27 protein-coding genes and 1 tRNA gene are annotated in these 23,013 nt (G+C 64.5%); 14 read left to right on the top strand and 14 right to left on the bottom strand.

Translation table 11 applies throughout. The features are described from left to right. The first annotated feature begins 53 nt into the window (after nt 1-53). Entirely contained in the window at nt 54-2,138 is a 2,085-nt protein-coding gene (locus V6U71_RS00615; RefSeq protein WP_411340508.1) for a M13 family metallopeptidase, read from the top strand. Between the two features lie 42 nt (nt 2,139-2,180). On the opposite strand, the gene V6U71_RS00610 is transcribed toward V6U71_RS00615, so the two are convergent. Next, a tRNA-Arg gene (locus tag V6U71_RS00610) sits at nt 2,181-2,257 on the bottom strand. A 71-nt stretch (nt 2,258-2,328) separates the two neighbouring features. On the opposite strand from V6U71_RS00610, the gene V6U71_RS00605 reads away from it, so the two are divergent. Continuing rightward, nucleotides 2,329-3,078, top strand: coding sequence for a queuosine precursor transporter (locus V6U71_RS00605; RefSeq protein WP_411340507.1), 750 nt, complete (start codon nt 2,329-2,331; stop codon nt 3,076-3,078). A 2-nt stretch (nt 3,079-3,080) separates the two neighbouring features. After that, nucleotides 3,081-3,485 (top strand): hypothetical protein, encoded by a 405-nt coding sequence (locus V6U71_RS00600; protein WP_411340506.1) that lies wholly within the window; start codon nt 3,081-3,083, stop codon nt 3,483-3,485. On the opposite strand, the gene purQ is transcribed toward V6U71_RS00600, so the two are convergent. Both purQ and purS read right to left on the bottom strand, forming a co-directional pair. Beyond that, nucleotides 3,447-4,112, bottom strand: a complete 666-nt coding sequence (gene purQ / locus V6U71_RS00595) for a phosphoribosylformylglycinamidine synthase subunit PurQ (RefSeq protein WP_054586441.1) — start codon at nt 4,110-4,112, stop codon at nt 3,447-3,449. The genes V6U71_RS00600 and purQ overlap by 39 nt on opposite strands. Before the next feature lie 23 nt (nt 4,113-4,135). Beyond that, nucleotides 4,136-4,366, bottom strand: coding sequence for a phosphoribosylformylglycinamidine synthase subunit PurS (gene purS, locus V6U71_RS00590; protein WP_054586440.1), 231 nt, complete (start codon nt 4,364-4,366; stop codon nt 4,136-4,138). Nucleotides 4,367-4,548: 182 nt separating this feature from the next. Between purS and V6U71_RS00585 the strand changes: the two genes are divergently transcribed. From V6U71_RS00585 to V6U71_RS00570, 4 genes are all read left to right on the top strand, one after another. Beyond that, nucleotides 4,549-4,722 carry a (2Fe-2S)-binding protein gene (locus V6U71_RS00585; RefSeq protein WP_037513974.1) on the top strand — a complete coding sequence of 58 codons (174 nt, stop codon included), beginning with the start codon at nt 4,549-4,551 and terminating at the stop codon, nt 4,720-4,722. Between the two features lie 100 nt (nt 4,723-4,822). Further along, entirely contained in the window at nt 4,823-5,305 is a 483-nt protein-coding gene (gene bfr, locus V6U71_RS00580) for a bacterioferritin (protein ID WP_411340505.1), read from the top strand. Nucleotides 5,306-5,608: 303 nt separating this feature from the next. Continuing rightward, complete coding sequence (locus V6U71_RS00575) at nt 5,609-7,414, top strand: CocE/NonD family hydrolase (RefSeq protein WP_411340504.1); 1,806 nt, start codon at nt 5,609-5,611, stop codon at nt 7,412-7,414. A gap of 426 nt (nt 7,415-7,840) precedes the next feature. After that, nucleotides 7,841-8,269 carry an addiction module antidote protein gene (locus V6U71_RS00570; RefSeq protein ID WP_411340503.1) on the top strand — a complete coding sequence of 143 codons (429 nt, stop codon included), beginning with the start codon at nt 7,841-7,843 and terminating at the stop codon, nt 8,267-8,269. A 21-nt stretch (nt 8,270-8,290) separates the two neighbouring features. On the opposite strand, the gene V6U71_RS00565 is transcribed toward V6U71_RS00570, so the two are convergent. Next, a complete protein-coding gene (locus V6U71_RS00565) occupies nt 8,291-8,842 on the bottom strand; it encodes a hypothetical protein (protein WP_411340502.1) in 552 nt (183 codons plus the stop codon). A gap of 192 nt (nt 8,843-9,034) precedes the next feature. Here V6U71_RS00565 and V6U71_RS00560 point away from each other — a divergent pair, with 192 nt between their 5' ends. Next, the gene (locus tag V6U71_RS00560) at nt 9,035-10,171 is read left to right on the top strand and encodes a beta-ketoacyl-ACP synthase III (RefSeq protein WP_411340501.1); all 1,137 of its coding nucleotides are present in this window, start codon (nt 9,035-9,037) and stop codon (nt 10,169-10,171) included. A gap of 6 nt (nt 10,172-10,177) precedes the next feature. On the opposite strand, the gene V6U71_RS00555 is transcribed toward V6U71_RS00560, so the two are convergent. The 5 genes from V6U71_RS00555 to hisB all read right to left on the bottom strand — a co-directional run bounded on the left by V6U71_RS00555 (nt 10,178) and on the right by hisB (nt 14,104). Next, nucleotides 10,178-11,272, bottom strand: coding sequence for a calcium:proton antiporter (locus tag V6U71_RS00555; protein WP_411340500.1), 1,095 nt, complete (start codon nt 11,270-11,272; stop codon nt 10,178-10,180). Nucleotides 11,273-11,322: 50 nt separating this feature from the next. Then, nucleotides 11,323-12,087: an imidazole glycerol phosphate synthase subunit HisF gene (gene hisF / locus V6U71_RS00550; RefSeq protein WP_411340499.1), complete on the bottom strand. Its 765-nt coding sequence runs from the start codon at nt 12,085-12,087 to the stop codon at nt 11,323-11,325. Then, the gene (gene hisA / locus V6U71_RS00545) at nt 12,084-12,809 is read right to left on the bottom strand and encodes a 1-(5-phosphoribosyl)-5-[(5-phosphoribosylamino)methylideneamino]imidazole-4-carboxamide isomerase (protein WP_411342290.1); all 726 of its coding nucleotides are present in this window, start codon (nt 12,807-12,809) and stop codon (nt 12,084-12,086) included. The genes hisF and hisA overlap by 4 nt, the downstream gene beginning before the upstream one ends. A gap of 8 nt (nt 12,810-12,817) precedes the next feature. Further along, nucleotides 12,818-13,429, bottom strand: a complete 612-nt coding sequence (gene hisH / locus V6U71_RS00540; RefSeq protein ID WP_411340498.1) for an imidazole glycerol phosphate synthase subunit HisH — start codon at nt 13,427-13,429, stop codon at nt 12,818-12,820. An 87-nt stretch (nt 13,430-13,516) separates the two neighbouring features. After that, nucleotides 13,517-14,104: an imidazoleglycerol-phosphate dehydratase HisB gene (hisB, locus tag V6U71_RS00535; RefSeq protein WP_411340497.1), complete on the bottom strand. Its 588-nt coding sequence runs from the start codon at nt 14,102-14,104 to the stop codon at nt 13,517-13,519. Between the two features lie 87 nt (nt 14,105-14,191). Here hisB and V6U71_RS00530 point away from each other — a divergent pair, with 87 nt between their 5' ends. Genes V6U71_RS00530 through V6U71_RS00515 form a run of 4 tightly spaced genes read left to right on the top strand, consistent with a single transcriptional unit; the run spans nt 14,192 to nt 16,801 of the window. Continuing rightward, nucleotides 14,192-14,674 carry an SspB family protein gene (locus V6U71_RS00530; RefSeq protein ID WP_054586432.1) on the top strand — a complete coding sequence of 161 codons (483 nt, stop codon included), beginning with the start codon at nt 14,192-14,194 and terminating at the stop codon, nt 14,672-14,674. 4 nt (nt 14,675-14,678) lie between these two features. Then, nucleotides 14,679-14,993, top strand: a complete 315-nt coding sequence (locus V6U71_RS00525) for a hypothetical protein (protein ID WP_411340496.1) — start codon at nt 14,679-14,681, stop codon at nt 14,991-14,993. Then, a complete protein-coding gene (gene fumC, locus V6U71_RS00520) occupies nt 14,990-16,411 on the top strand; it encodes a class II fumarate hydratase (protein WP_411340495.1) in 1,422 nt (473 codons plus the stop codon). Before V6U71_RS00525 ends, fumC begins: the two co-directional genes overlap by 4 nt. A 21-nt stretch (nt 16,412-16,432) precedes the next feature. Then, nucleotides 16,433-16,801 carry a hypothetical protein gene (locus V6U71_RS00515; RefSeq protein WP_411340494.1) on the top strand — a complete coding sequence of 123 codons (369 nt, stop codon included), beginning with the start codon at nt 16,433-16,435 and terminating at the stop codon, nt 16,799-16,801. A gap of 3 nt (nt 16,802-16,804) precedes the next feature. Here V6U71_RS00515 and V6U71_RS00510 read toward each other — a convergent pair whose 3' ends face one another. Further along, nucleotides 16,805-17,368, bottom strand: a complete 564-nt coding sequence (locus tag V6U71_RS00510; protein WP_411342289.1) for a DUF2585 domain-containing protein — start codon at nt 17,366-17,368, stop codon at nt 16,805-16,807. Nucleotides 17,369-17,420: 52 nt separating this feature from the next. Here V6U71_RS00510 and gmk point away from each other — a divergent pair, with 52 nt between their 5' ends. Beyond that, nucleotides 17,421-18,083 (top strand): guanylate kinase, encoded by a 663-nt coding sequence (gene gmk, locus V6U71_RS00505; protein ID WP_411340493.1) that lies wholly within the window; start codon nt 17,421-17,423, stop codon nt 18,081-18,083. On the opposite strand, the gene V6U71_RS00500 is transcribed toward gmk, so the two are convergent. The 4 genes from V6U71_RS00500 to V6U71_RS00485 form a co-directional block, all read right to left on the bottom strand. Beyond that, on the bottom strand, nt 18,080-18,517 hold the full coding sequence (locus V6U71_RS00500) for an acyl-CoA thioesterase (protein ID WP_411340491.1): 438 nt from the start codon (nt 18,515-18,517) through the stop codon (nt 18,080-18,082). The genes gmk and V6U71_RS00500 overlap by 4 nt on opposite strands. Nucleotide 18,518: 1 nt before the next feature. Then, complete coding sequence (locus V6U71_RS00495) at nt 18,519-19,301, bottom strand: SDR family NAD(P)-dependent oxidoreductase (RefSeq protein WP_411340490.1); 783 nt, start codon at nt 19,299-19,301, stop codon at nt 18,519-18,521. A gap of 111 nt (nt 19,302-19,412) precedes the next feature. Next, nucleotides 19,413-20,582, bottom strand: coding sequence for an acetyl-CoA C-acetyltransferase (locus V6U71_RS00490; protein ID WP_054586424.1), 1,170 nt, complete (start codon nt 20,580-20,582; stop codon nt 19,413-19,415). 31 nt (nt 20,583-20,613) lie between these two features. Continuing rightward, entirely contained in the window at nt 20,614-21,768 is a 1,155-nt protein-coding gene (locus V6U71_RS00485; protein WP_411342288.1) for an acyl-CoA dehydrogenase family protein, read from the bottom strand. 291 nt (nt 21,769-22,059) lie between these two features. Here V6U71_RS00485 and V6U71_RS00480 point away from each other — a divergent pair, with 291 nt between their 5' ends. Next, on the top strand, nt 22,060-22,929 hold the full coding sequence (locus V6U71_RS00480) for an SMP-30/gluconolactonase/LRE family protein (protein ID WP_411340489.1): 870 nt from the start codon (nt 22,060-22,062) through the stop codon (nt 22,927-22,929). The last annotated feature ends 84 nt before the right edge of the window (nt 22,930-23,013 follow it).

The raw sequence follows: 23,013 nt of genomic DNA, 5'->3' as shown, positions 1-23,013 counted from the left end.
CTGGTGCTGAGACTGCAAATTCCTGCGTCTTGCCAAGGCGTGCCATCGGGGTGATGCAGGTGCCCGAACCGAACTTAGACGAGGTACCGATGCGCCTGCTGCTTGCCCCGATCCTTCTTGCCGGAACCATTTTTTCGGCCGCTACCGCCACATATGCGCAGGAAGCCGCGCCCGCCACGGCGGCGGCGGCGGACGCCAAGCCCGAGATCGGCACCTTCGGGTTCGACGAGACCGGCATGGACAAATCGGTCAAGCCCGGCGACGATTTCTATGGCTACGCCAGCGGCGGCTGGGTGAAGAACACTCCGATGCCCGCCGACAAGGCGATGTACGGATCGTACATCATCCTGCGCGACCTCACCACCGAGCGGCTGCGCGGCATCATCCAGGAGAAGCAGGACGATCCGTCGAGTAAACTCGGCCGCGCCTATGCCACCTACATGGATGCGGCGAAGGTCGAGTCGCTGGGGATGGCGCCGATCCAGCCCTGGCTCGCAAAGATCCGCGGCCTGACCGACCGCAAAGGCTATTCGGCGCTGACCGCCGAGGCGATGCAGATGGGCATCTATGGCCCGATCCTGCCGTGGGTGTGGACCGACGACAAGCAGCCCGAACGGATGATCCTCCAGATCGATCAGGGCGGCACCGGCCTGCCCGACCGCGACATGTACCTGTCCGACAAGCCTGCCTTCGCCAAGATCCGCGCCGACTATGTCGCGCATCTCGGGCGGGTGCTGGCGCTGGCCGGAGAAACCAACGTCGAGGCGCGCGCCGCGGCGGTGATGGCGCTGGAGACCGAGATCGCCAAGGCCCAGTGGACCCGCGAAGACACGAGCGACATGGGCAAGACCTATCACAAGTTCACGCTCGCCGAGACCGCGCAGTTCGCCAGCCCGGCGCTGAACCTGCAAACGGTGCTCAAGGCCGCGGCGCCCAACGTCACGGAAGTATTGGTGCGCGAACCGAGTTGGATGACGGCGATGACCCAGATCGTCGACAAAGCATCGCTCGAAGCGCTGCGCGACCAGATGATCGTCCGCAGCCTCGACAGCCTGGCGCCGGCGCTGCCCGACGCGGTGGAGGCCGAGCGCTTCGCCTTCTACGACAAGGCCCTGAAAGGCACGCCCGAGCGTGAGGAGCGCTGGAAGCGCGGTACGACGCTGGTCAACGCGCAGCTGCGCGACGAGGTCGCCCAAATCTATGTGCAGCGCTATTTCCCGCCCGAGTACAAGGCGGCGATGACCGATCTCGCCAAGAACCTGCTGGTCGTGATGGGCGATCGTATCGACAAGCTCGACTGGATGGAACCGGTGACCAAGGCGAAAGCCAAGGAGAAGCTGAAGGGCTTTGTTATCCGCGTCGGCTATCCCGACAAGTTCCGCGACTATGCGGGGCTGGAGGTCCGGGACGGCGACCTGTTCGGCAACGTCATCCGCGCCAACCGGTTCGAGTTCGCCTGGTCGGTCGGCCGCACCGAACGGCCGACCGAGCGGTCGGACTGGTATATGTCGCCGCAGACGGTGAACGCCAACGCCACCTATAACCGGCTGGAAATCACCTTCCCTGCCGCATTCCTGCAGGCGCCCGCCTTCGATCCGAAGGCCGATCCGGCGGTGAACTATGGCGCGATCGGCGCGATCGCGGGACACGAGATCAGCCATCATTTCGACGATCAGGGCGCCAAATATAACGAGAAGGGTATCCTCGCCAACTGGTGGACGCCGAAGGACCTCGCGGCGTTCGATGCGGCGGGCAAGGCGCTGATCGCGCAATATGACGCCTATGAACCGCTGCCCGGCGAGCATGTGAAGGGCGAGTTCACGCTGGGCGAGAATATCGGCGACCTCGCCGGATTGACCATCGCCTATGACGCCTATCAGCGCTCGCTGAACGGCAAGCCGGCGCCGGTGATCAACGGCTATACCGGCGACCAGCGCTTCTTCCTCGGCTGGGCGCAATTCTGGCGCGTGAAGCAGCGCGAGGAGCATCTGCGCCAGCATCTGCTGACCGACGCCCACTCGCCGGCGACGCAGCGCACCTGGGTCGTCCGCAATCTCGACGCCTGGTACAAGGCGTTCGACGTCAAGCCCGGCGACAAGCTCTATCTGGCCCCCGCCGACCGCGTGCGCGTCTGGTGAGGTAACCGGGCCGGCAATGCCCGGCTTCGCCGATCGGAAAAATGGCGCGCCCGGCAGGATTCGAACCTGCGACCACCCGCTTAGAAGGCGGGTGCTCTATCCAGCTGAGCTACGGGCGCGTGCACGAGGCTGTCCGCCGCGCGAATAGCGCGGTTTGCGTGGGCTGCAAAGCAGGTTAAGCAGCAGCCCGATGACCGACTCCGACAACCCGCCGGCGCAGCCCGTCGCCGTGAGTGCCGCCAGCGTGCGGCACTTCCGCTATTACGACCTGATCATGGCGGCCTTCGTCGCCATATTGCTGTTGTCGAACATCATCGGCGCGTCGAAACCGAGCTATATTCCCCTGCCCGACGGCACCCAATGGGCGTTCGGCGCCGGGGTGCTGTTCTTCCCGATCAGCTATATCATCGGCGACGTCCTCACCGAAGTCTATGGCTATGCCCGCGCCCGCCGGGTGATCTGGACCGGCTTCGCGGCGCTCGCCTTCATGGCGTTCATGGCATGGGTGGTCGTCGCCTTGCCCCCCGCCGACGGCTGGCCGGGGCAGGAAAGCTATAAATTCGTGTTCGGCAACAGTTGGCGCATCGTGATCGCGTCGATGACCGCCTTTTGCGTCGGCGAATTCGCGAACTCCTATGTCCTTGCGCGGATGAAGCTGTGGACCGGCGGGCGGATGCTGTGGGCGCGGACGATCGGATCGACGGTCGTCGGTCAGGGGCTGGACAGCCTGATTTTCTACCCGCTCGCCTTTTACGGCCTTGCCGGATGGCCCCCCGAACAACTTATGCAGGTCGTCCTGTCGCAATGGCTGATCAAGACATTGTGGGAGGCGGCGCTGACGCCGTTCACCTATATCGTCGTCGGAGCGCTCAAGCGGCGCGAAGGCGTCGATGTCTTCGACGAAGGAACGGACTTCACGCCGTTCCGGGCGAAGGTCTGATCTTGGCGGAGCCCTTCCCTATCTGGTTTTCAGACGCAAAGATTACGCTGGTCGCGGCGACCGGACTGACCCGCGACGCGTTGCATATTTATGCCGCGCTGGGAATTTTCATCCTCGTCAAGCTGGTGTGGCGCGGCCGCGGCGGCACGGTCGCGGCGCTGCTTCTCGTGGCCGCCGCCGCGCTGGCGAACGAGTGGCTCGATCACCGCGTCGAGATGCTCCAGAAAATCTGGTGCAACGACGAGGAACATTGGCACGACATATGGAACACGTTGTTCTGGCCGGTCGTGCTGGCGGTCGTCCTGCCGTGGCTGCCATCGTCGCCGCGCGGCAAGGATGAGACGGCCGAAACCGGACCCGAGGAAATGTCAGGCGAGGACGCCGAGCGCCGCCTCGAACAAGCGTAGCCCGTCGGTGCCGCCGTGCGCGCGGTCGATCGCGCGTTCGGGGTGCGGCATCATGCCGAGCACATTGCCCGCGTCGTTCAGCACGCCCGCGATGGCGCGCGCCGAGCCGTTGACATTATCGGCATAGCGGAAGGCGACGCGTCCTTCGCCCTCGATCCGGTCGAGCGTTTCGGCGTCGGCGAAATAATTGCCGTCGTGATGCGCGACCGGAATGTCGATCGCTTCGCCCGCCTTGTAGCCCGCGGTGAACAGCGACTGGCTGTTTTCGACGGTCAGCGGCACGCTGCGGCAGACAAAGTTCAGCCCCGCATTGCGCATCAGCGCGCCGGGCAGCAACTGCGCCTCGGTCAGCACCTGGAAACCGTTGCACACGCCGAGCACCGGCACGCCGCGCCCCGCCGCATCGGCGACGCTGCGCAGGATCGGCGACCGCGCCGCCATCGCGCCCGAACGGAGATAGTCGCCATAGGAAAAGCCGCCGGGCAGCGCGATGAACTCGATGCCGTCGGGCAGTTCGGTCTCGCGGTGCCACACCATCGCCGGGGCGCGGCCGGTGACCGTTTCGAGTGCGACGGCCATGTCGCGGTCGCAATTGGAGCCGGGAAAGACGATGACGGCGGTCTTCATGGGTCAGGCTCCTTCGCGGCCGGTCAGGCGCGTTCGATCCGGTAGTTTTCGATGACGGTGTTCGCGAGCAGCTTTGCACACATCGCGTCGAGATCGGCGTCGCTGACATCGTCGGCGACCTCGAGCTCGATGAAGCGGCCGGCGCGCACGTCGCTGACGCCGCCGAAGCCGAGGCCTTCCAATGCGTGATGGATCGCCTTGCCCTGCGGGTCGAGCACCCCGGGCTTGAGCGTCACATAGACCTGAACTTTCATGGGAAGCGCACCTTTATCGTCGGGGGCGGGAATATGGCCGCGCCTATGCCCGCGAATCACTTTCCGGGCAAGGGGCCTTGCCCCCGAAAATGCGGCTTTTCGGATTGCGAACCAGTCGCATCTTTCTTGTTGCGAATCCGTCGCACTATCCCTAGATGAGTCTTGTTGAGAGGGATTCGCACATGGTCGTCTGTGTCTGCAACGCAATAAGGGAAAGCCAGCTGCGCGATGTTGCGCGCGATGGCCAATTGCGGTGCGCCAAGGCCGCCTATGCGCAATTGGGTCGCAAACCCAAGTGCGGACAATGCCTGCCTTTCGCTCGCAATATCATCAGCGACGTCGCCGCGACCGCCTGATTTTCCTTGGATTTCCGCCATTTTTGACCTTGGCCCGACCGGGACCGGGGCGTATAATGGCGCCCACCCCACTCCAAGATAAAATGACAGGACAGACACCATGAAGGGCGACGAAAAGGTCATCGATTTCCTCAACGAGGCGCTGAAGAACGAGCTCACGGCGATCAACCAATATTGGCTGCACTATCGCATGCTCGACAATTGGGGCGTCGCGAAGCTGGCGCATTTCGAGCGCGAGGAATCGATCGACGAGATGAAGCACGCCGACAAGCTGGCCGACCGCATCCTCTTCCTCGGCGGCCTGCCCAATTTCCAGATGCTCGGACGCCTGCGCGTCGGCGAGACGGTCGAGGAGATCCTCAAGGCCGACCTCGCGCTCGAAGAAGAAGCGATCCCGCTGCTCAAGGATGCGATCGCGCATTCGGAAAGCGTCCGCGACTATGTCAGCCGCGACCTGTTCGCCGACATCCTCGAAAGCGAGGAACATCATGTCGATGAGCTCGAAAAGCAGTTCGAAATGATCGAGCGCATGGGCATCGAGAATTACATCCAGCTCCAGTCGAAGCCGGTCAGCGACGACTAAGCGTGATCACCCCTATTTGAATCGTCATCCCGGCGGAGGCCGGGATCCCGCCCGATCGAATTGACCCAACGGCGAGATCCCGGCCTCCGCCGGGATGACGAAGAAGAAGAGTCGTGCCCAACTTTTGAGGTGGCCGCTCTCAAAACGCAGCAAAACTGGGCCAAAGCCACAGAAATTATCGTGCCCTGCCCAAAGCCGACCCGGCTATCGTCGAACCTTGGCGGGCGAACAACAGGTCCCAGGCAACCGGCACCGGTCCGGCGGCAGACACAGCGCCCCCCTGCACGACAAGAGGAGGGTGGCTTGAATCGTCGGGAATATCTTCTGACCGCGGCATCGGTATTCGCGATGGGATCGGCGACGGATGCGCGCGCCGTGCTGGCAGGGGCGGGCGACGGGTCCGAGGGGCCGCCGGAGCCGCTGTTCGACCCGCAGATCAACTATGCGGTCCGAATCCCGATGCGCGACGGCGTGCACCTGAGCGCAACGCTGTACCTTCCCCGCGGCGTCAAGACGCCGCGCCCCGTCATCTTCTCGCTCACGCCCTACACCGCCGACGGCTATCACCCGGAGGGAATTTCCTTCTCCAGCAACGGCTATCCCTATCTGTCGGTCGACATGCGCGGCCGCGGCGAATCCGGGGGCGAGTTTTCACCCTTCGTGACCGATCCGGACGACGGACGCGACATCGTCGACTGGATCGCGCAGCAGCCCTTCTGCAACGGCAAGGTCGGCATGTGCGGCCTGTCCTATGTCGGTTACACGCAATGGGGGACGGTGCGCGGCGACCCGGCCGGGCTCGCGACGATCGTCCCGTCGGCGCCCGCCTATATCGGGTTCGATTTCCCGATCCGCTACAACATCTTCTTCAACTTCGCGGCGACCTGGCTGACGCGCGTGTGGGGGAATACCGGCCGCGTCACCGCCTATAATGACGGCGAATATTGGTCGAAGGCGTTTCTGCGCTTCCTCGAATCGGGCCAACCGTTCCGCAAGCTGACCGAATATTTCGGGCTCGATTCAGAGCCCTTCGACGAATGGATGGAGCATCCGCATCAGGACGAATATTGGGATCGGGCCAACCCCACCCCCGAACAATTCGCCAAACTGACGATCCCGGTCCTTTCGCTGTGCGGCGCCTATGACGGCGACCAGCCCGGCACGCTCGAATTCCACCGCCAGCATCTGAAATATGCCGGGAGCAAGGCGGAACATTATCTGGTGATCGGCCCGTGGGGGCATCTCGAGGTCCGCAAACCCAAAGCCGAGTTTTTCGGCATCAAGGTCGGCCCCGACAGCGTCATCGACATGCCGAAACTGCACCGCGAGTGGTTCGCCTTCGCGATGGAAGGCGGCAAGCGGCCCGATTTCCTGGAAAAGAAGGTCGCCTATTATGTCATGGTGGCCGACAAATGGCGCTACGCCGACACGCTGGAGGGCGTCACGTCGCGTTACGAGACATTGCATCTGCAATCGTCGGGCAATCCGGTCAGCGTCTATCGATCGGGAACGCTCGGCGCCGCGCCGGCCCGCCGCGCCGAACCCGACCACTATGTCTACGATCCGCGCGACCTCAGCGTGCCGAAGCTGGAGGCGACGCTGACCCAGTCGCACCTGCTCGACCAGACCATGGTCCTCGCCGATTCGGCCGCCAAGCTCATTTACCACAGCGAGCCGTTCGAACAGGATACCGAGGTCAGCGGCTTCTTCAAATTCACCGCCTGGATCGCCATCGACCAGCCCGATACCGATTTTCTGGTGTCGATCTATGACATCGGCCCCGACGGATCGAGCATGTTCCTGACCGAACAGCATATGCGCGCGCGCCACCGGGAGAGCCTGCGCGGCGAAAAGCTTATCGATACCCGGGAACCGCTACGCTATGATTTCGACCGTTTCTTCTTCGTCTCGCGGCTGATCGGCAAGGACCATCGCCTGCGTCTTGTGTTCCGCCCGAACGAGGGCCTCGGCTGGCAGAAGAATTATAACAGCGGCAAGCCGGTCGCCGACGAAACGATGGCCGACGCCCGCACCGTGACCGTGCGGCTGTTCCACGACGCCGCACATCCGAGCACGTTGAGCATCCCCATCGGGCAGTCCAAGGGCTGATCGCGGCGTCTTGGAGCATGATAAACCAACAACGCCAATCCCGCTCATCGTCACCCCGGACTTGATCCGGGGTCCATTCTTGCCGACGCCGGGATAATGGATCCCGGATCAAGTCCGGGATGATGATTCATCCAAAGATGATCTGCTCCAGAGATGCTTGCTGTCACATTATGCCGAGTCGGCCGGAGCGAGCCATCCGCGGGTTGGCACCGACGATGAATATGCCGGAAAACTGCGGTTTTCGAAGTCGATTTCCCGACATCACATTTTTCGCTTGTATTTGCGAATAATTCTCAATAGCACAGTCGGGCAGTCCCCTCCTGCCGGCCGCTGCAACTTCTAGCTGCACCAAAGCGGCCGGCATCTTTTTCCCTAACAACGCGGAATGGACATGGGGAACTGCATGGGCCGGGAGACAGAGACCTCATGCAAAGCAGCACGCTGATCCGCCAATTGACGCAGCAGCCGCTGGTGCGCGACCTCGCCGTCGAAGCGGCGCAAGCCGTCCTGGCGCTACGCTATTGCATCCTCTGCCGCCGCAGCGAACGCGACCCGATGCCCGAACTCGAACGGCGCTGGGGCAATATCCTTGCGGCGCGGCGCTATCGCCTCGTCGTCGAGGCGATCGGCCATGTCTGGCCCGAACCCTTTGCCGTCGCGCCGCCCTGCTGCCCGCGCGTCAGCTTCGACGAGGCGCTGCTCGCCGCAATGGTCGGTGCATCGTCGCGCGGCGACCGCGTCCATTTCGACTGGCTGACCGCCGAAATGCTGGGCAGCGACGCGCGCGAGATGCTGTTCGTCGCGCTCGAGAACTTCATCCGGGCCCGCGCGCCGGGACGTGTCGGCGGGCTATAGAGCCCGTCCCCAGCCCCTCGCTCAATTGGCGGGCCTGGTCTCGTCGATCTTGTCGACCCATTCGGGGTAGAAGCTCGGCTCGCGCGCCGACCAGCCCGGCGCGGTCGCGGCGGCTTCGCTGATCGATTGGAGCAGGAGTTTCCGTTTGTCGGGGTGCAGGTGCGGCAGCGATGCCGCAGCGCAGAAGGCGCCCGGCAGCCACGGCCGCGCATGCGCGCCGAGCAGCCGCTCGTAGAGGAAACGATAGGGCGCGAAGGCGTGCAGCCGGTCCTGCCCGAGGTCGAAGGCCGACACCGCGATCAGCGGCGCCATGAAATGTTCGAGCGCGTCGAGCCCGCTGTCGTCGGGAATATGGGCACGGACATCGACAAGCCGCTGGTAGACGCGCGCCTGGACGCGGATCGCGGTTTCCTCGACCATGTCGCGCGACCAGCGCGCGATTGCGTCGTCGCGTTCGAGCCCGATGTCGAGCGAACGGCGGATATACCGCTGCGTCGCCGCGGGAAAGCCTGCAAATTCCTTGATTTCCGATATCGACAGATCGCCCGCTGCCGGTCCCGAACGCGTCGCCATGGTCATGCTCCCGCACGGCGCCCGGGGAGCCATCCCCCCGGAGGCCTGCATCTGCCAGTCTGCCACCAAAATGGTTAGTGGCGGGTTAACCATAACGTCGGGGATTGTTCAGACAAACCGTGGGGCGTTGCGCGATGCTGCGGCCGGGCTTAATCAGCGTGCCTTGAAACTGTAAGACACATGAGAGTCACCATGTCGCATGCACCGCAGCCGGTCATTTCTTCGACCGGCCTCTTCACCCCCGCCGAACGCATCTCCAACGAAGAACTTGTCGCCAGCTTTAACGCCTATGTTGCGCTGCACAATAGGGAAAATGCGGCAGCGATAGCAGCGGGCGATGTTGCCGAACTGACTGAATCGAGTGTCGAATTCATCGAGAAGGCGAGCGGGATCGGTTCGCGCTTCGTCGTCGACAAGGCGGGCATTCTTGACCCCGAGCACATGGCGCCGCGGATCGCCGAGCGGAGCAACGACGAGTTGTCGATCCTCGCCGAAATCGGCGTGCTGGCGGCGAAGGATGCGCTCGCGCGCGCCGGTCGCGACGCATCGCAGGTCGACGCGGTGCTGTGCGCCGCGTCGAACATGCAGCGCCCCTATCCCGCAATGGCGGTCGAGATTCAGGACGCCCTCGGCATCGACGGTTTCGGTTTCGACATGAACGTCGCCTGCTCGTCGGCAACCTTCGGCATCCAGACCGCCGCCGACTATATCCGCGCCGGCCATGCGCGGAGCGTGCTCGTCGTGAACCCCGAAATCTGTTCGGGGCACCTCAACTGGCGCGACCGCGACAGCCATTTCATCTTCGGCGACGTCGCGACCGCAATCCTCGTCGAGGACAAGGCCATCGCACCCGAAGGCCATTGGGACATCCTCGGCACGAAGCTCAAGACCGTCTTCTCGAACAACATCCGCAACAATTTCGGCTTTTTGAACCGCGGCCATGGCGGCATCGACCAGTCGGGACCGAAGAGCGACAAGCTGTTCGTCCAGGAAGGCCGCAAGGTGTTCAAGGAAGTCGTGCCGATGGTCGCCGACATGATCGTCGCCGAAATGGGCAAGCTTGGCCTCGAGGGCGCCGACATGCGGCGGCTATGGCTGCATCAGGCGAACACCAACATGAACCGCCTGATTGCGCATCGCGTGCTGGGGCACGAGGCGAGCGAGGACGAAAGCCCGACCGTTCTCGACACCTATGGCAACACGTCGAGCGCGGGATCGATCATCGCCTTCCACCTCAACCACGAGGATATGGCGGCGGGCGATACCGGGCTGATCTGTTCGTTCGGCGCGGGCTATTCGGCGGGAACGGTGTTCGTCCGGAAGACGTGACGCGCCTTACGGCACGAATGTCGTGAACAGATAGATTGCGAACAGCATCAGGTGGATGACCCCCTGCAGCACGGTGGTGCGGCCGTTGGCGAGCGTCTGCACCGACACGATCAGCGACAGGAAGAGCAGCACCGTCGACTTGGCGTCGAGGCCGAGGCTGATCGGCAGGTCAGTGACGATCGACAGGATCGCGACTGCCGGAATGGTGAGCCCGATCGTCGCAAGCGCCGATCCCAAGGCGAGGTTGAGGCTAGTCTGGAGCCGGTCGGCCTTCGCCGCGCGCACGGCTGCCAAGCCCTCCGGCGCAAGGATCAGCGCCGCGATCAGCACACCGAGCACCGCCGGCGGGGCGCCCCAGTCGGCGAGCAGCGCGCCCATGACGGGCGACAAATTCTTGGCGAGCAGGACGACCGCGAACAGGCTGGCGAGCAACAGCGCGCCCGACATCGCGGTACGCTGCATCGTCGGGGGTGCGGCATGGGTGTCGGGCTCACCATCGCCATCGACGTCGACGTCGGCTTCGGGAAGAAAATAATCGCGGTGGCGGACGGTCTGGACCAGGGCGAAGGTGCCGTAGAGAATGAGCGACACCGCCGCGACGAAGCCGAGTTGCGTCGCCGAATAGAAAGGGCCCGGCACGCTCGACGTGAAATTGGGGAGGACCAGCGTGACGACGGTGAGCACGGTCAGCGTCGCCAGCGCCGCGCCGATTCCGGTGCGTTGAAAGCGTTGTTCATGGTGGCGGATCGCACCGCTGAGCAGGCACAGCCCCATCAGCAGGTTGAGGATCACCATGACCGCCGCGAACACCGTGTCGCGCGCCAGCGTCTGTGCCTTTTCGGGTTCGGCCTGCATGAGGGTGAGGATCAGTCCGACCTCGATCACCGTCACTGCGAGCGCGAGGATCAGCGTCCCGAACGGCTCGCCGACGCGGTGCGCGATCACTTCGGCATGGTGGACCGCTGCGACGACCGCACCCATCAGGATGATCGCGACCATCCACGGATTGAGCCCCATCCCGAAACTCGCCATCGCAGCGAGAAAGCCGAGGATCGGAAAGAGGTCGTTGGTGCGGTCGGCGAGGCGGAGTTTCGAGGTCATGGGACGTCTATTGCAGCCCCCTCCCCCGCTGACTACCCCCGGCTACGCAATTAATGTGCGCGAACGGGCAATCCAGCCGCGGCAAGCCGCGCGTGCGCCTCGGCGATCGTTGCCTCGCCGAAATGGAAGATGCTCGCGGCAAGCACCGCACTCGCCCCGCCCTCGACGACGCCCGCGACCAGATGGTCGAGATTGCCGACACCGCCCGAGGCGATCACCGGCACGCTGACCGCATCGGCGATCGCACGGACGAGCGCAAGATCATAGCCGTCCTTGGTGCCGTCGCGGTCCATGCTGGTGACGAGCAGTTCGCCCGCGCCGAGTTCGGCGAGGCGGACAGCATGTTCGAGCGCGTCGATCCCGGTCGGTTTGCGGCCGCCATGCGTGAAAATCTCCCACCGGCCGTCTTCGACCCGGCGCGCGTCGATGCTGCCGACCGCGCACTGGCTGCCGAAGCGGTCGGCGATGTCGGCGACGAGCTCGGGCCGCGCAACTGCGGCGCTGTTCACCGCAACCTTGTCGGCGCCCGCGAGGAGCAGCGCGCGCGCATCATCGGCGCTGCGCACGCCGCCGCCGACGGTCAGCGGCATGAAGCAGACCTCGGCAGTGCGGCCGACCATGTCGAGCAAGGTCCCGCGGCCTTCATGGCTCGCCGAAATATCGAGGAAGCAGAGTTCGTCGGCCCCCGCCGCGTCATAGGCGCGCGCCGCCTCGACCGGATCGCCCGCATCGCGCAGGTCGACGAAGTTGACGCCCTTGACGACGCGCCCGTCGGCGACGTCGAGACATGGAATGACGCGGACGCGGACGGTCACACTGCCCCCGCCGCAATCGCTTCGGCGAGATCGAGCCGCCCGTCGTACAGCGCGCGGCCCGTGATCACGCCTTCGATGCCGTTCGCGACATGCGGACGCAGCGCATGGATATCGCCGATATCGGCAACCCCGCCGCTCGCGATCACCGGAATGGCGACCGCCTGCGCCAGCGCGACCGTCGCCTCGACATTGCAGCCCTTGAGCAGCCCGTCGCGGCCGACGTCAGTGAACAGCAGCGCCGCGACCCCGGCATCCTCGAAGCGGCGCGCAAGATCTTCGACGCGGACGTCCGACACATCGGCCCAGCCCTCGGTCGCGACCATGCCGTCGCGCGCGTCGACGCCGACGACGATGCGGCCAGGTAGCTCACGCGCGGCGGATTTGACGAATTCGGGGTCTTTCAGCGCAGCGGTGCCGATGATCACCCGCTCGACACCGAGCGCGAGCCAGCGATCGACGCCTTCCCGATTACGGATACCGCCGCCGACCTGCACCTTGCCCGGAAAGGCAGCAATGATGCTCTCGACCGCCGCGCCGTTGACGCTCGCGCCGGCGAAGGCGCCATCGAGGTCGACAACATGCAGGTGCGAGGCGCCCGCGTCGGCAAACAGCCGCGCCTGCGCCGCCGGATCGTCGCCATAGACGGTCGCGCGCGCCATATCCCCTTCGGCGAGCCGCACCACCTGCCCGCCCTTGAGGTCGATCGCGGGGAAGATGGTCAGGCCAAAATCTACGGGCGCCACTGGAGAAACCTTTCGAGCGTCGCGAGGCCATAGGCCTGGCTTTTTTCGGGGTGGAACTGGACGCCGACGATATTGTCTCTTGCGACCGCCGCGGTGAAGGTGCCGCCATGACTGCTCGTCGCCGCGACATCGGCGGCATCGGCGAAATGATAGCCGTGGAGATAATAGGCCTCGCCCGCCGCGATCACGGGGTGCGCGAAGGTCGGGACAACATCGTTCCAGCCCATGTGCGGGATGCGCAGGCCGGGCGCAGGGTCGAAGGCGCGCACCGTGCCGCCGATCCAGCCGAGCCCATCGTGCCGTCCATGCTCCTCGCCCGCATCGGCGAGCAATTGCATGCCGACGCAAATGCCGAGGAAGGGTGTCGCTCGTTCGATTACGGCCGTGGTAAGCGCATCGATCATACCATCCAGCGAAGCCAATCCAGCAGCGCAAGCGCCGAAGGCGCCGACGCCCGGCAGTACGATGCGATCGGCGAAAAGAACCGCATCCGGATCGAACGTCACATCGACGCCATCTGCTCCGGCGGCAATCAGCGCATTATAAACCGACCGCAGATTGCCGGCGCCGTAGTCGATCAAGGCTATGGTCTCAGCCATCAAACTCTCGTCATCCCAGCGAAAGCTGGGATCTCATGCGTCCTGAAAAACCGCGCGCGATCCCAGCTTTCGCTGGGATGACGCCGTTCATAGCACGCCCTTCGTGCTGGGAATCGCATCGCCCTTGCGTGGGTCGATCTCGACCGCCTGGCGCAGCGCGCGTGCGAGCGCCTTGTACATGCTTTCGGCGATGTGATGGTTGTTCTCGCCGTAGAGCATCTCGATGTGCAGCGTGATGCCCGCGGTCTGCGCGAAGCTGTGGAACCAGTGCGGGAACATCTCGGTATCCATCTCGCCGAGCCGGGGCTGCGAGAAGGAAGATTTATAGACGCAGTGCGGGCGTCCCGAAATGTCGAGCACGCAGCGCGTCAGCGTTTCGTCCATCGGCGAATGCGCCTCGCCGTAGCGCGCGATACCGCGCTTGTCGCCGAGCGCCTTCGCCACCGCCTCGCCGAGCGCGAGCGCCGAATCCTCGACCGTGTGGTGCTGGTCGATGTGAAGGTCGCCCTTCACCTGCATCGAGATATCGATCAGCGAGTGGCGCGACAATTGCTCGACCATATGATCGAGGAAACCGATGCCGGTGGACACCGAATATTCGCCCGTTCCGTCGAGATTGACGGAAATCGCGATATCGGTTTCCTTGGTCGTGCGCTGGACAGTGGCGGTACGCATGAGACGCCCCATAGCAGCGACTTTTCGCCATGCAAGGTGACTCTCCCCCCTTGACCGGCACGCGCCGCCCGTTCATCCCCCTTCGCCATGAGTGACGACGTCCGCGACAGCCTGATTCCCTATGACGAAATCGTGCAGGATGCGCTGCGCGCCGTGGTCGGCCGCGTGCTGAGCCAGATCGAGGGGCATGACAGCCTTCCCGGCGAGCATCATTTCTATATCACCTTCAAGACGCAGGCGCCCGGCGTCGATATTCCGGCGCATCTGATCGCCAAATTCCCCGACGAGATGACGATCGTCCTGCAGAACCGTTTCTGGGACCTGAAGGTCGCCGACGATCATTTCAGCGTCGGCCTGTCGTTCAACCAGACGCCGTCGATCCTCGTCATTCCTTATGCGTCGATCACCGCGTTCGTCGATCCGTCGGTCGATTTCGGGTTGCAGTTCCAGGTTAGCGACGACGATATGGCCGAACCCGAACCGCATGACGAAGCCGACAACGACCGGCCCGAGGTTACGACCGAGGATGGATCGAACGTCGTGACGGTGGATTTCGGCAAGAAGCGCTGAGCGCGTGGGCGGCCCAGCTTGGCCCCCCAGCCGTTTCTGGCAATATTGGGCCCTCGCGGGGATGCTCGTCCTGACCGCCGCCTTCTGGTGGGGGGTCGAGGGTTATGCGCTGACGCAGAGCAATTTCCCGCGCGGCCAGATTGCCGACGGACTGCTGCGCTTCACCCTGCTCGTCCTGACGCCCGCGCTCGTCCTTGCCTGGCTCGCCGCAGGGTGGTTGCGGCGCCGGGTGGGCGAAACCGGATATTGGCAACTGCTCGGCATCGTCGCGATGATCTGGGCCGGAGCGGTGCTGGTGACGAGGATGCTGCTGACATGACGACGCGAACCGAGAGCGACAGCATCGGCGACATCGCGGTTCCCGCCGATGCCTATTGGGGCGCGCAGACCGAACGCAGCCGCCACAATTTCGCCTTTCCCGCGCACGAGCGCATGCCGCTGCCGATCGTGCATGCCCTCGCACGGATCAAGGGCGCGGCGGCGCGGGTCAATCGCGCGCACGGCCTCGACGCGGGGGTCGCCGAAGCGATCGCCGCCGCGGCGGATGCGGTGGTCGCGGGCGGATATGACGACCAGTTCCCGCTCACCATCTGGCAGACGGGAAGCGGCACCCAGTCGAACATGAACGCAAACGAGGTGATCGCCGGCATCGCCAACGAAAAGCTTGCCGGAACGCGCGGCGGCAAATCCCCGGTTCATCCCAACGATCATGTCAATATGGGCCAGTCGTCGAACGACAGCTTTCCGACCGCGCTGCACATCGCGGTGGCGGTCGAGACGACGGCGCGGCTGCTCCCGGCGCTTGCCGAACTGACCGATGCCCTCGCCGCCAAGGCCGAAGCGTGGAACGACATCGTCAAGATCGGCCGCACCCATTTGCAGGATGCGACACCGCTGACGCTGGGGCAGGAGTTCTCCGGCTATGTCGCGCAGCTCAACGCATGCCGCGCCCGGATCGAAGGCGCGCTGACCGACGATATCTGCAAGCTTGCGCAGGGCGGCACCGCGGTCGGCACCGGGCTCAACGCCCCCGCCGGCTTCGACGTCGCGATCGCGGCGGAACTGTCGCGCAGCACGGGAATCGCCTTCGAACCCGCGGAGAGCAAGTTCGAGGCGCTGGCGTCGAACGACGGGCTCGTCTTCTTCTCGGGCGCGCTCAATACACTGGCGGTTGCGCTGACCAAGATCGCCAACGACATCCGCCTGCTCGGTTCGGGACCACGCGCCGGGCTCGGCGAACTCGACCTGCCCGCGAACGAGCCCGGCAGCTCGATCATGCCGGGCAAGGTCAACCCGACCCAGTGCGAAATGCTGACGATGGTCGCGGCGCAAGTGATCGGCAACCATCAGGCGGTCACCGTCGGGGGCCTTCAGGGCCATCTCGAACTCAATGTCTTCAAACCGCTGATCGGGTCGAACGTGCTGCGCTCCATCGAGCTACTCGCCATCGGCATGGCCGGTTTCACCGAACATTGCGTCGCCGGAATCGAACCCAATCGCGCCCGTATCGACGACCTCATGAACCGCTCGCTGATGCTCGTCACCGCGCTCGCGCCCGAGATCGGGTACGACAAGGCGGCGAAGATCGCCAAACATGCGCATGAAACGGGGAGCACGCTGAAGGAAGCGGCGCTTGACCTTGGCTATGTCGACGCCGAAACCTTTGACCGGGTCGTCGATCCGCGGACAATGCTGGGGCCGGAAAACCAGGGAACCGGTGCCGATCCTGCGGATTGATAATATCGAAGGAGAGACGAGATGATGGGTCGGATCATCGGCGGCGTGCTCGGCAGCGCGATCGGCCGCCAGAAAGGCAATCATGGCATCGCCGGCGCGGTGATCGGCGCGGGCACGCTGTTCGCGGCGCGGCGCCTGTTCCCGCAGCGCTATGCGGTGCTCGCGGCGACGGTTGCGGCGGGCTATCTCACCAAGAAATGGGCCGAGCGCGCCGAGGCGCGCAAGGCAGCCGAGGAAGCGCATGCTATGGACGCCGCGCTGGGCAACGCCGGGGTGGTCGATCCCTATGCCGGGATCACAAATGAGCCGACCGATGGCGAGACGATCGGCGACGCCTTGCCCCCCGCGATCCCGCTTGATGCCAACGGACGCAGCGCAGCGCTCCACTGACGCTCAGCCGCCGGCCTGCCATTCCTTGATCGCCTCGACCGGCGAGACCAGCATCAGCACATTCAGCGTCAGATTGTCGCGGATTGTCCATAGTGTGAACAGCTCGAAGATGATCGCGAGGCCCAGCGTCGCCCACCAGCGCATCCGGCTTGCGGCGAGGAAGCCGAGCATCATGAACAGCGCGTCGCTGACCGAATTGAGGATCGAATCGCCCGCATAACCGTAAGCCATCGTAACCTCGCGATAGCGGTCGATGATGATGCTGGAATTTTCGAGGATTTCCCACGCGCCCTCGATCCCGATCGCCAGCGCCAGCGCGACCCAGAGCGGCCGGCGCGGGATCAGCCAGCGCGACAGGCCATAGAAGATGAAGCCGTGGATGACATGGCTGAAGCTGTACCAGTCCGAAATCTGTTGGCTGTTCTGGTTCGACTGGACGACGCCGTGCCACAGGCTGACGGTGCCGCACGGACAGATCGGCGGGCGTCCCATCGCGAACAATATGGCGGTGAAGAGCGCGAGGAGCGCCGCCGCGACCAGCCAGCCCGTTCGTGAAATCCCCGCCATCCGCGCTGTCCTTCCCGCTTGACCGCTGCCGCTGGTCAGGCGAATAGCGCGCATGGCTGACAGCGTCCATCTCAACCGCCGCGGCGTGTTGTTCGTCCTCTCCTCGCCCTCGGGCGCGGGCAAGACCACCATCTCGCGCATGATGCTCGACGCGGACAGCGACATCGCGCTCTCGATCTCCGCGACCACGCGCCCGCCGCGCCCGGGCGAGGTCGACGGCGTCCATTATCATTTCGTCGACACCGAAACCTTCAAGAAGATGGCGGCCGAGGGCGAATTCCTCGAATGGGCGCATGTCTTCGGCCATCGCTACGGCACGCCGCGCGCGCCGGTCGAGGACCTGCTCGCCGCGGGCAAGGACGTGCTGTTCGACATCGACTGGCAGGGCGCGCAGCAGCTCTATCAGGAGGCCGGCCCCGACGTCGTGCGCGTCTTCGTGTTGCCGCCGACGATGGAAGAGCTCGAGCGCCGCCTGCGCAGCCGCAACACCGACAGCGACGAGGTGATCGCCGCGCGAATGGAACGCGCCGCGAACGAGATCAGCCACTGGGACGGCTACGACTATGTGCTGATCAACGACAATGTCGACGGCTGCTTCGACGAGGTCCGCGCCATCCTGCGCGCCGAACGGCTGAAGCGGCGGCGGCAGATCGGCCTGATCGGCTTCGCGCGCGACCTGATCCGGTCGGTGCCCGACGCCGACAAAAAGCTCTAGACTGGTTTCGCCAGCTTCATTTCGAGTTCGGCGACCATCTCGGCACGGAGCGGTTTCGCTTCGCCGTCGGTACGGCACACGACAACGGTATCGCAGGTCGCGATCGCGCGGCCGTTCTGGAACATCGCCTGCACGATCGTCCAGCTCGACGTGCCGAACCGGCCGATCCCGGTCGCGATCCGCACCGGATCGGGAAAATTGCCCTCGGCGAGATAATTGATCTCGACCGCCGCCACCATCGTCCGCTCGTTCGCGGGGCGCTCGCTCAGCGGGCGCACGTCGCGGTTGAGCAGCACCCGGCCGCTTTCGAACAGCGCCGCAAAGGCCACATTGTTGAGGTGGCCGTTGACGTCCATGTCCTGGAACCGCGTCTGCAGGTCGAGGTGGACGGGGTAGCTGGCGGCGTCGAGCCGCCAGCTTTCCGGTTTGGGCATATCAGCGCGGCGCCATGCGGATGCCGCCGTCGAGGCGGACATCCTCGCCGTTGAAATAACCGTTCTCGATCATGCACAGCGCAAGATTGGCATATTCGTCGGGGTTGCCGAGCCGCTTCGGGTTGAGCACCGAGGCGCCAAGCGCATCGCGGACATTCTGTGGCGCGCCGGCGAGCAGCGGGGTGTCGAAGATGCCGGGCAGGATGGTGTTCACCCGGATATTCTCGTTATTGAGATCGCGCGCGATCGGGAGCGTCATGCCGACGACGCCGCCCTTCGACGCCGAATAGGCGGCCTGGCCGATCTGGCCATCCTCGGCCGCGACCGACGCGGTATTGACGATCGCGCCGCGTTCGCCGTCCGCCATCGGGTCGAGCGTCAGCATGCCCGCCGCCGACTTGGCGATGCAGCGGAAGGTGCCGACGAGGTTGATCTGGATGATCCAGTTGAACGCATCGAGCGGGAAATGCTTGATGCTGCCGTCTTCCTTGCTGCGGCTCGCGGTCTTGATCGCGTTGCCGGTGCCGGCGCAGTTGACGAGGATGCGCTCCTGACCATGCGCCTCGCGTGCCTTGGCAAAGGCGGCATCGACCGACGCGTCGTCGGTGACGTTGCATTCGCAGAAAACGCCGCCGAGCTCGGCGGCGATTGCCTTGCCCTTTTCTTCCTGCAGGTCGAAGATCGCGACCTTGACGCCCTTGGCGGCGAGCGCGCGCGCCGTCGCAGCGCCAAGGCCCGAGGCGCCGCCGGTGACGACGGCGGATACGGTGGAATCGAGTTTCATGTCATTCTCCCTTAAAACGTCGCCCCCGCGAAGGCGGGGGCCGCTATCGAGGTAGCGCTAGGTTGCCAGCGGCCCCCGCTTTCGCGGGGGCGACGCCGATTTTCTGTTGGTTTACAGCCGTTCGATGATCGTGACGTTGGCCTGGCCGCCGCCTTCGCACATCGTCTGCAGGCCATATTTGCCACCGGTCGCATCGAGCACGCCGAGCAGCGTCGCCATCAGCTTGGTACCGCTGGCGCCGAGCGGGTGGCCGAGCGCGATCGCACCGCCGTGGACGTTCAGCCGCGCATGATCGGCGCCAAGATATTTGAGCCAGGCGAGCGGCACGGGCGCGAAGGCCTCGTTGACTTCATAGGCATCGATATCTTCGATTTTCATGCCCGCGCGCTTCAGCGCCTTTTCGGTCGCGAACAGCGGTTCTTCGAGCATGATCACCGGATCGCCCGCCGTCACCGAAACATGGTGGATGCGCGCGCGCGGCGTCAGGCCGTGATCTTTCAGCGCCTGTTCGGAGACGATCAAGGCTGCCGAAGCGCCGTCGCAGATCTGGCTCGACGAAGCAGCGGTGATCGAGCCGCCTTCCTGGAGCAGCTTGACGCCGGCGATGCCCTCCAGCGTCGCGTCGAAGCGGATGCCTTCGTCGACCAGATGGGTCTGGCGGCCTTCGGGAGTGTCGACGTCGACGCCGACGATCTCGCGCTTGAAATGGCCCGCTTCGGTCGCCGCCTTCGCGCGGCGGTGGCTTTCCAGCGCATAGGCGTCGAGGTCGTCCTTGCTGAAGCCGTGCTTCTTGACGATCATTTCGGCGCCCATGAACTGGCTGAACATGATGCCGGGATATTTTTCCTCGAGCCGCTCCGATTTATAATGGCCAAGGCCTTCCTTGATGAACAGCGTTGCCACCGATCCCATCGGCACGCGCGTCATGCTTTCGATGCCGCTGGCGAGGACGATGTCCTGCGTCCCCGACATCACCGCCTGCGCCGCGAACATCATCGCCTGCTGCGACGAGCCGCACTGGCGATCGATCGTGACCGCCGGGATCGAGTCGGGCAGGTTCGACGCGAGAACGGCGTTGCGGCCAAGGTCCATCGTCTGCTGCCCGCCCTGCGACACGCAGCCGGTGATGACGTCGTCGATCTTCGACGTGTCGAAATCATTGCGGGCGGCGATCGCGTCGAACACCGCGGCGCCGAGATCGACCGGGTGGACGCCGGCGAGCTTACCGCCACGCTTGCCGCCGGCGGTCCGGACCGCGTCGACGATATATGCATGAGCCATGGGAGAATTCCTTTCCTGCGATTTCAAACGATCAGAGCTTGCGCCCGATCAGTTCCTTCATGATTTCGTTGGTGCCGCCGAAAATCCGCGTCACGCGCGCCGCGCGCCAGGCGCGGGCGATCGGATATTCGTTCATGTAACCCGCACCGCCGTGGAGCTGCAGGCACTTGTCCATCACCTCCCACTGCAGGTCGGTGTGCCACAGCTTCGCCGCGGCGCCCTCTTCGGGGGTCAGTTCCTTTTTCAGGTGCCGCGCCAGCGCCCAGTCGAGATGCGCCCAGCCGACCTGCAGTTTGGTCTTGAGGTCCGCGAGAACGAAGCGCGTGTTCTGGAAATCGAGAACCGGCTTGCCGAATGCCTTGCGGTCGCGGGTGAATTCGACCGTGTCGTCGAACGCGCGCTGCGCCGAGGCCTGTGCCGACACCGCGATCGAAAGCCTTTCTTGGGGAAGCTCGCTCATCAGATAGATGAAGCCCTGCCCCTCTTCGCCGAGGCAATTGGTGATCGGCACGCGGACGTCCTCGAAGAACATTTCCGACGTGTCGGCCTCGTCCTGCCCGATTTTGTCGAGGTTACGGCCGCGCTTATAGCCTTCGCGGTCGGCCTCGACGAGGACGATCGAAACGCCCTTCCACGCCGGCTGGACCTCGGTGTCGGTCTTGACGCAGACGAGGATCAGGTCGGCGTTCTGGCCGTTGGTGATGTAGGTTTTCGACCCGTTGATGACATAGTGATTGCCATCCTTCTTCGCAGTCGTGCGCATGCCCTGCAGGTCGCTGCCGGTACCCGGTTCGGTCATGGCGATCGCGGTGATCACCTCGCCCGACACCATCTTGGGCAGCCAGTGCTTCTTCTGCTCTTCGCTGCCATATTTGACGATATAGCTGGTGACGATGTCCGACTGGAGCGAGAAGCCCGTCGTCACGCGGCCATAATAGGCGCTTTCCTCGTCGACGATCGCATTATAGCCGAAATCGAGGCCGAGCCCGCCATATTCCTCGGGAACCGTCGGGCACAGCATGCCGAGCTCGCCCGCCTTCGGCCACAAATCCTTGGGAACGATGCCGTCGTCGGCCCACTTCGCCTGATTCGGAGCGACTTCCTTTTCGAGGAACTGGCGCACCGTCGAACGGAAGGCTTCATGGTCCTCGCCATAGGCGGTGCGCGAGAGGTTATCGAGCGACATCATTTTCCTTTCCCTTGGAGCAGCCGAACGCGAGCGGGGAGTCGGCCGCATCTTCCCGGCCAAAAGACCTTACGTTTACGTGCACGTCAAGTATAAAGACGCTACGGCAAGAAACTCTTTCGCGGTCACACTAGTTTCCTTCGTCATCCCGGACTTGATCCGGGATCCATTCATCCAGCGCCGGCGGGAATGGACCCCGGATCAAGTCCGGGGTGACGAGGGCGGCCGGACGAATAACGAATAGGATTGCAGTCGCTGGGCAGCGTCGGCGCGCCGCGCTAACACCGCTTCATGGTCGATCTTCTCCTCGACGCCGGCGCACTGCTCGGCGAATCGCCGCGCTGGCATGCCGCCGAAGCGCGCCTCTACTGGGTCGATATCGAGGGCCGCAAAATCCATCGCACCGACCCTGTCACCGGCGCCGACGAGGTCATGCTGCTGGGTCAGCAGGTCGGCTGCATCGCGCCGCGCGCGGGTGGCGGGCTGGTCGCGGCGCTCGAGGACGGCTGCGCGCTGATCGACGCCTGGGGCGCCGCGCCGCGCCCGTTCGGCCCGGCAGTGCTCGCCGACAGGCCCGAACAGCGCTTCAACGACGGCTGCGTCGACGCTGCCGGGCGGCTGTGGGTCGGCAGCCTGACGAACGACAAGGCGAACCCGGCCGCGACGCTCTATCGCCTCGACCCCGACGGATCGCTAATCGAAATATTCGGCGGCCTCACCACCAGCAACGGTGCGGCGTTCAGCCCCGACGGGCGCATTTTCTATCACGCCGACACGCCGACCCACGCCGTCCGCGCCTATGATGTCGATCCGGCCACCGGGACATTGGGCGAAGGGCGTATCTTCCACCAGTTCGAATATGGGAATGGCCGCCCCGACGGCGCCGCGGTCGATGCCGAGGGCTGCTACTGGTCGGCGCTGTGGGACGGCTGGCGCGTCGTTCGGCTGTCACCCGCGGGCGAGATCGTCCACACGGTCGATCTGCCCGTCCAGCGCCCGACGATGATCGCCTTCGGCGGCGCAGATATGCGGACCGCTTTCGTTACCAGCGCCGGCAAGAATCTGACCGACGACGAACGGCGGGCGCAGCCGCATGCGGGCGGCGTCTTCCGCTTCCGGGTCGATGTTCCCGGCCTGACCCAGCCCGATTTCGGCTTTTAGGACCGGCTTGCACCCCGCTGTCATATCGGGTTAAGGCACGTCCCATCATGGTTTCACGCGAAACCGCTTTCCCCGGGAGATCAA

It is taken from the genome of Sphingopyxis sp. J-6, assembly GCF_046603995.1.
In the GTDB taxonomy this organism is placed as follows: domain Bacteria; phylum Pseudomonadota; class Alphaproteobacteria; order Sphingomonadales; family Sphingomonadaceae; genus Sphingopyxis.
This window is presented reverse-complemented; position numbering and strand designations above follow the sequence as displayed.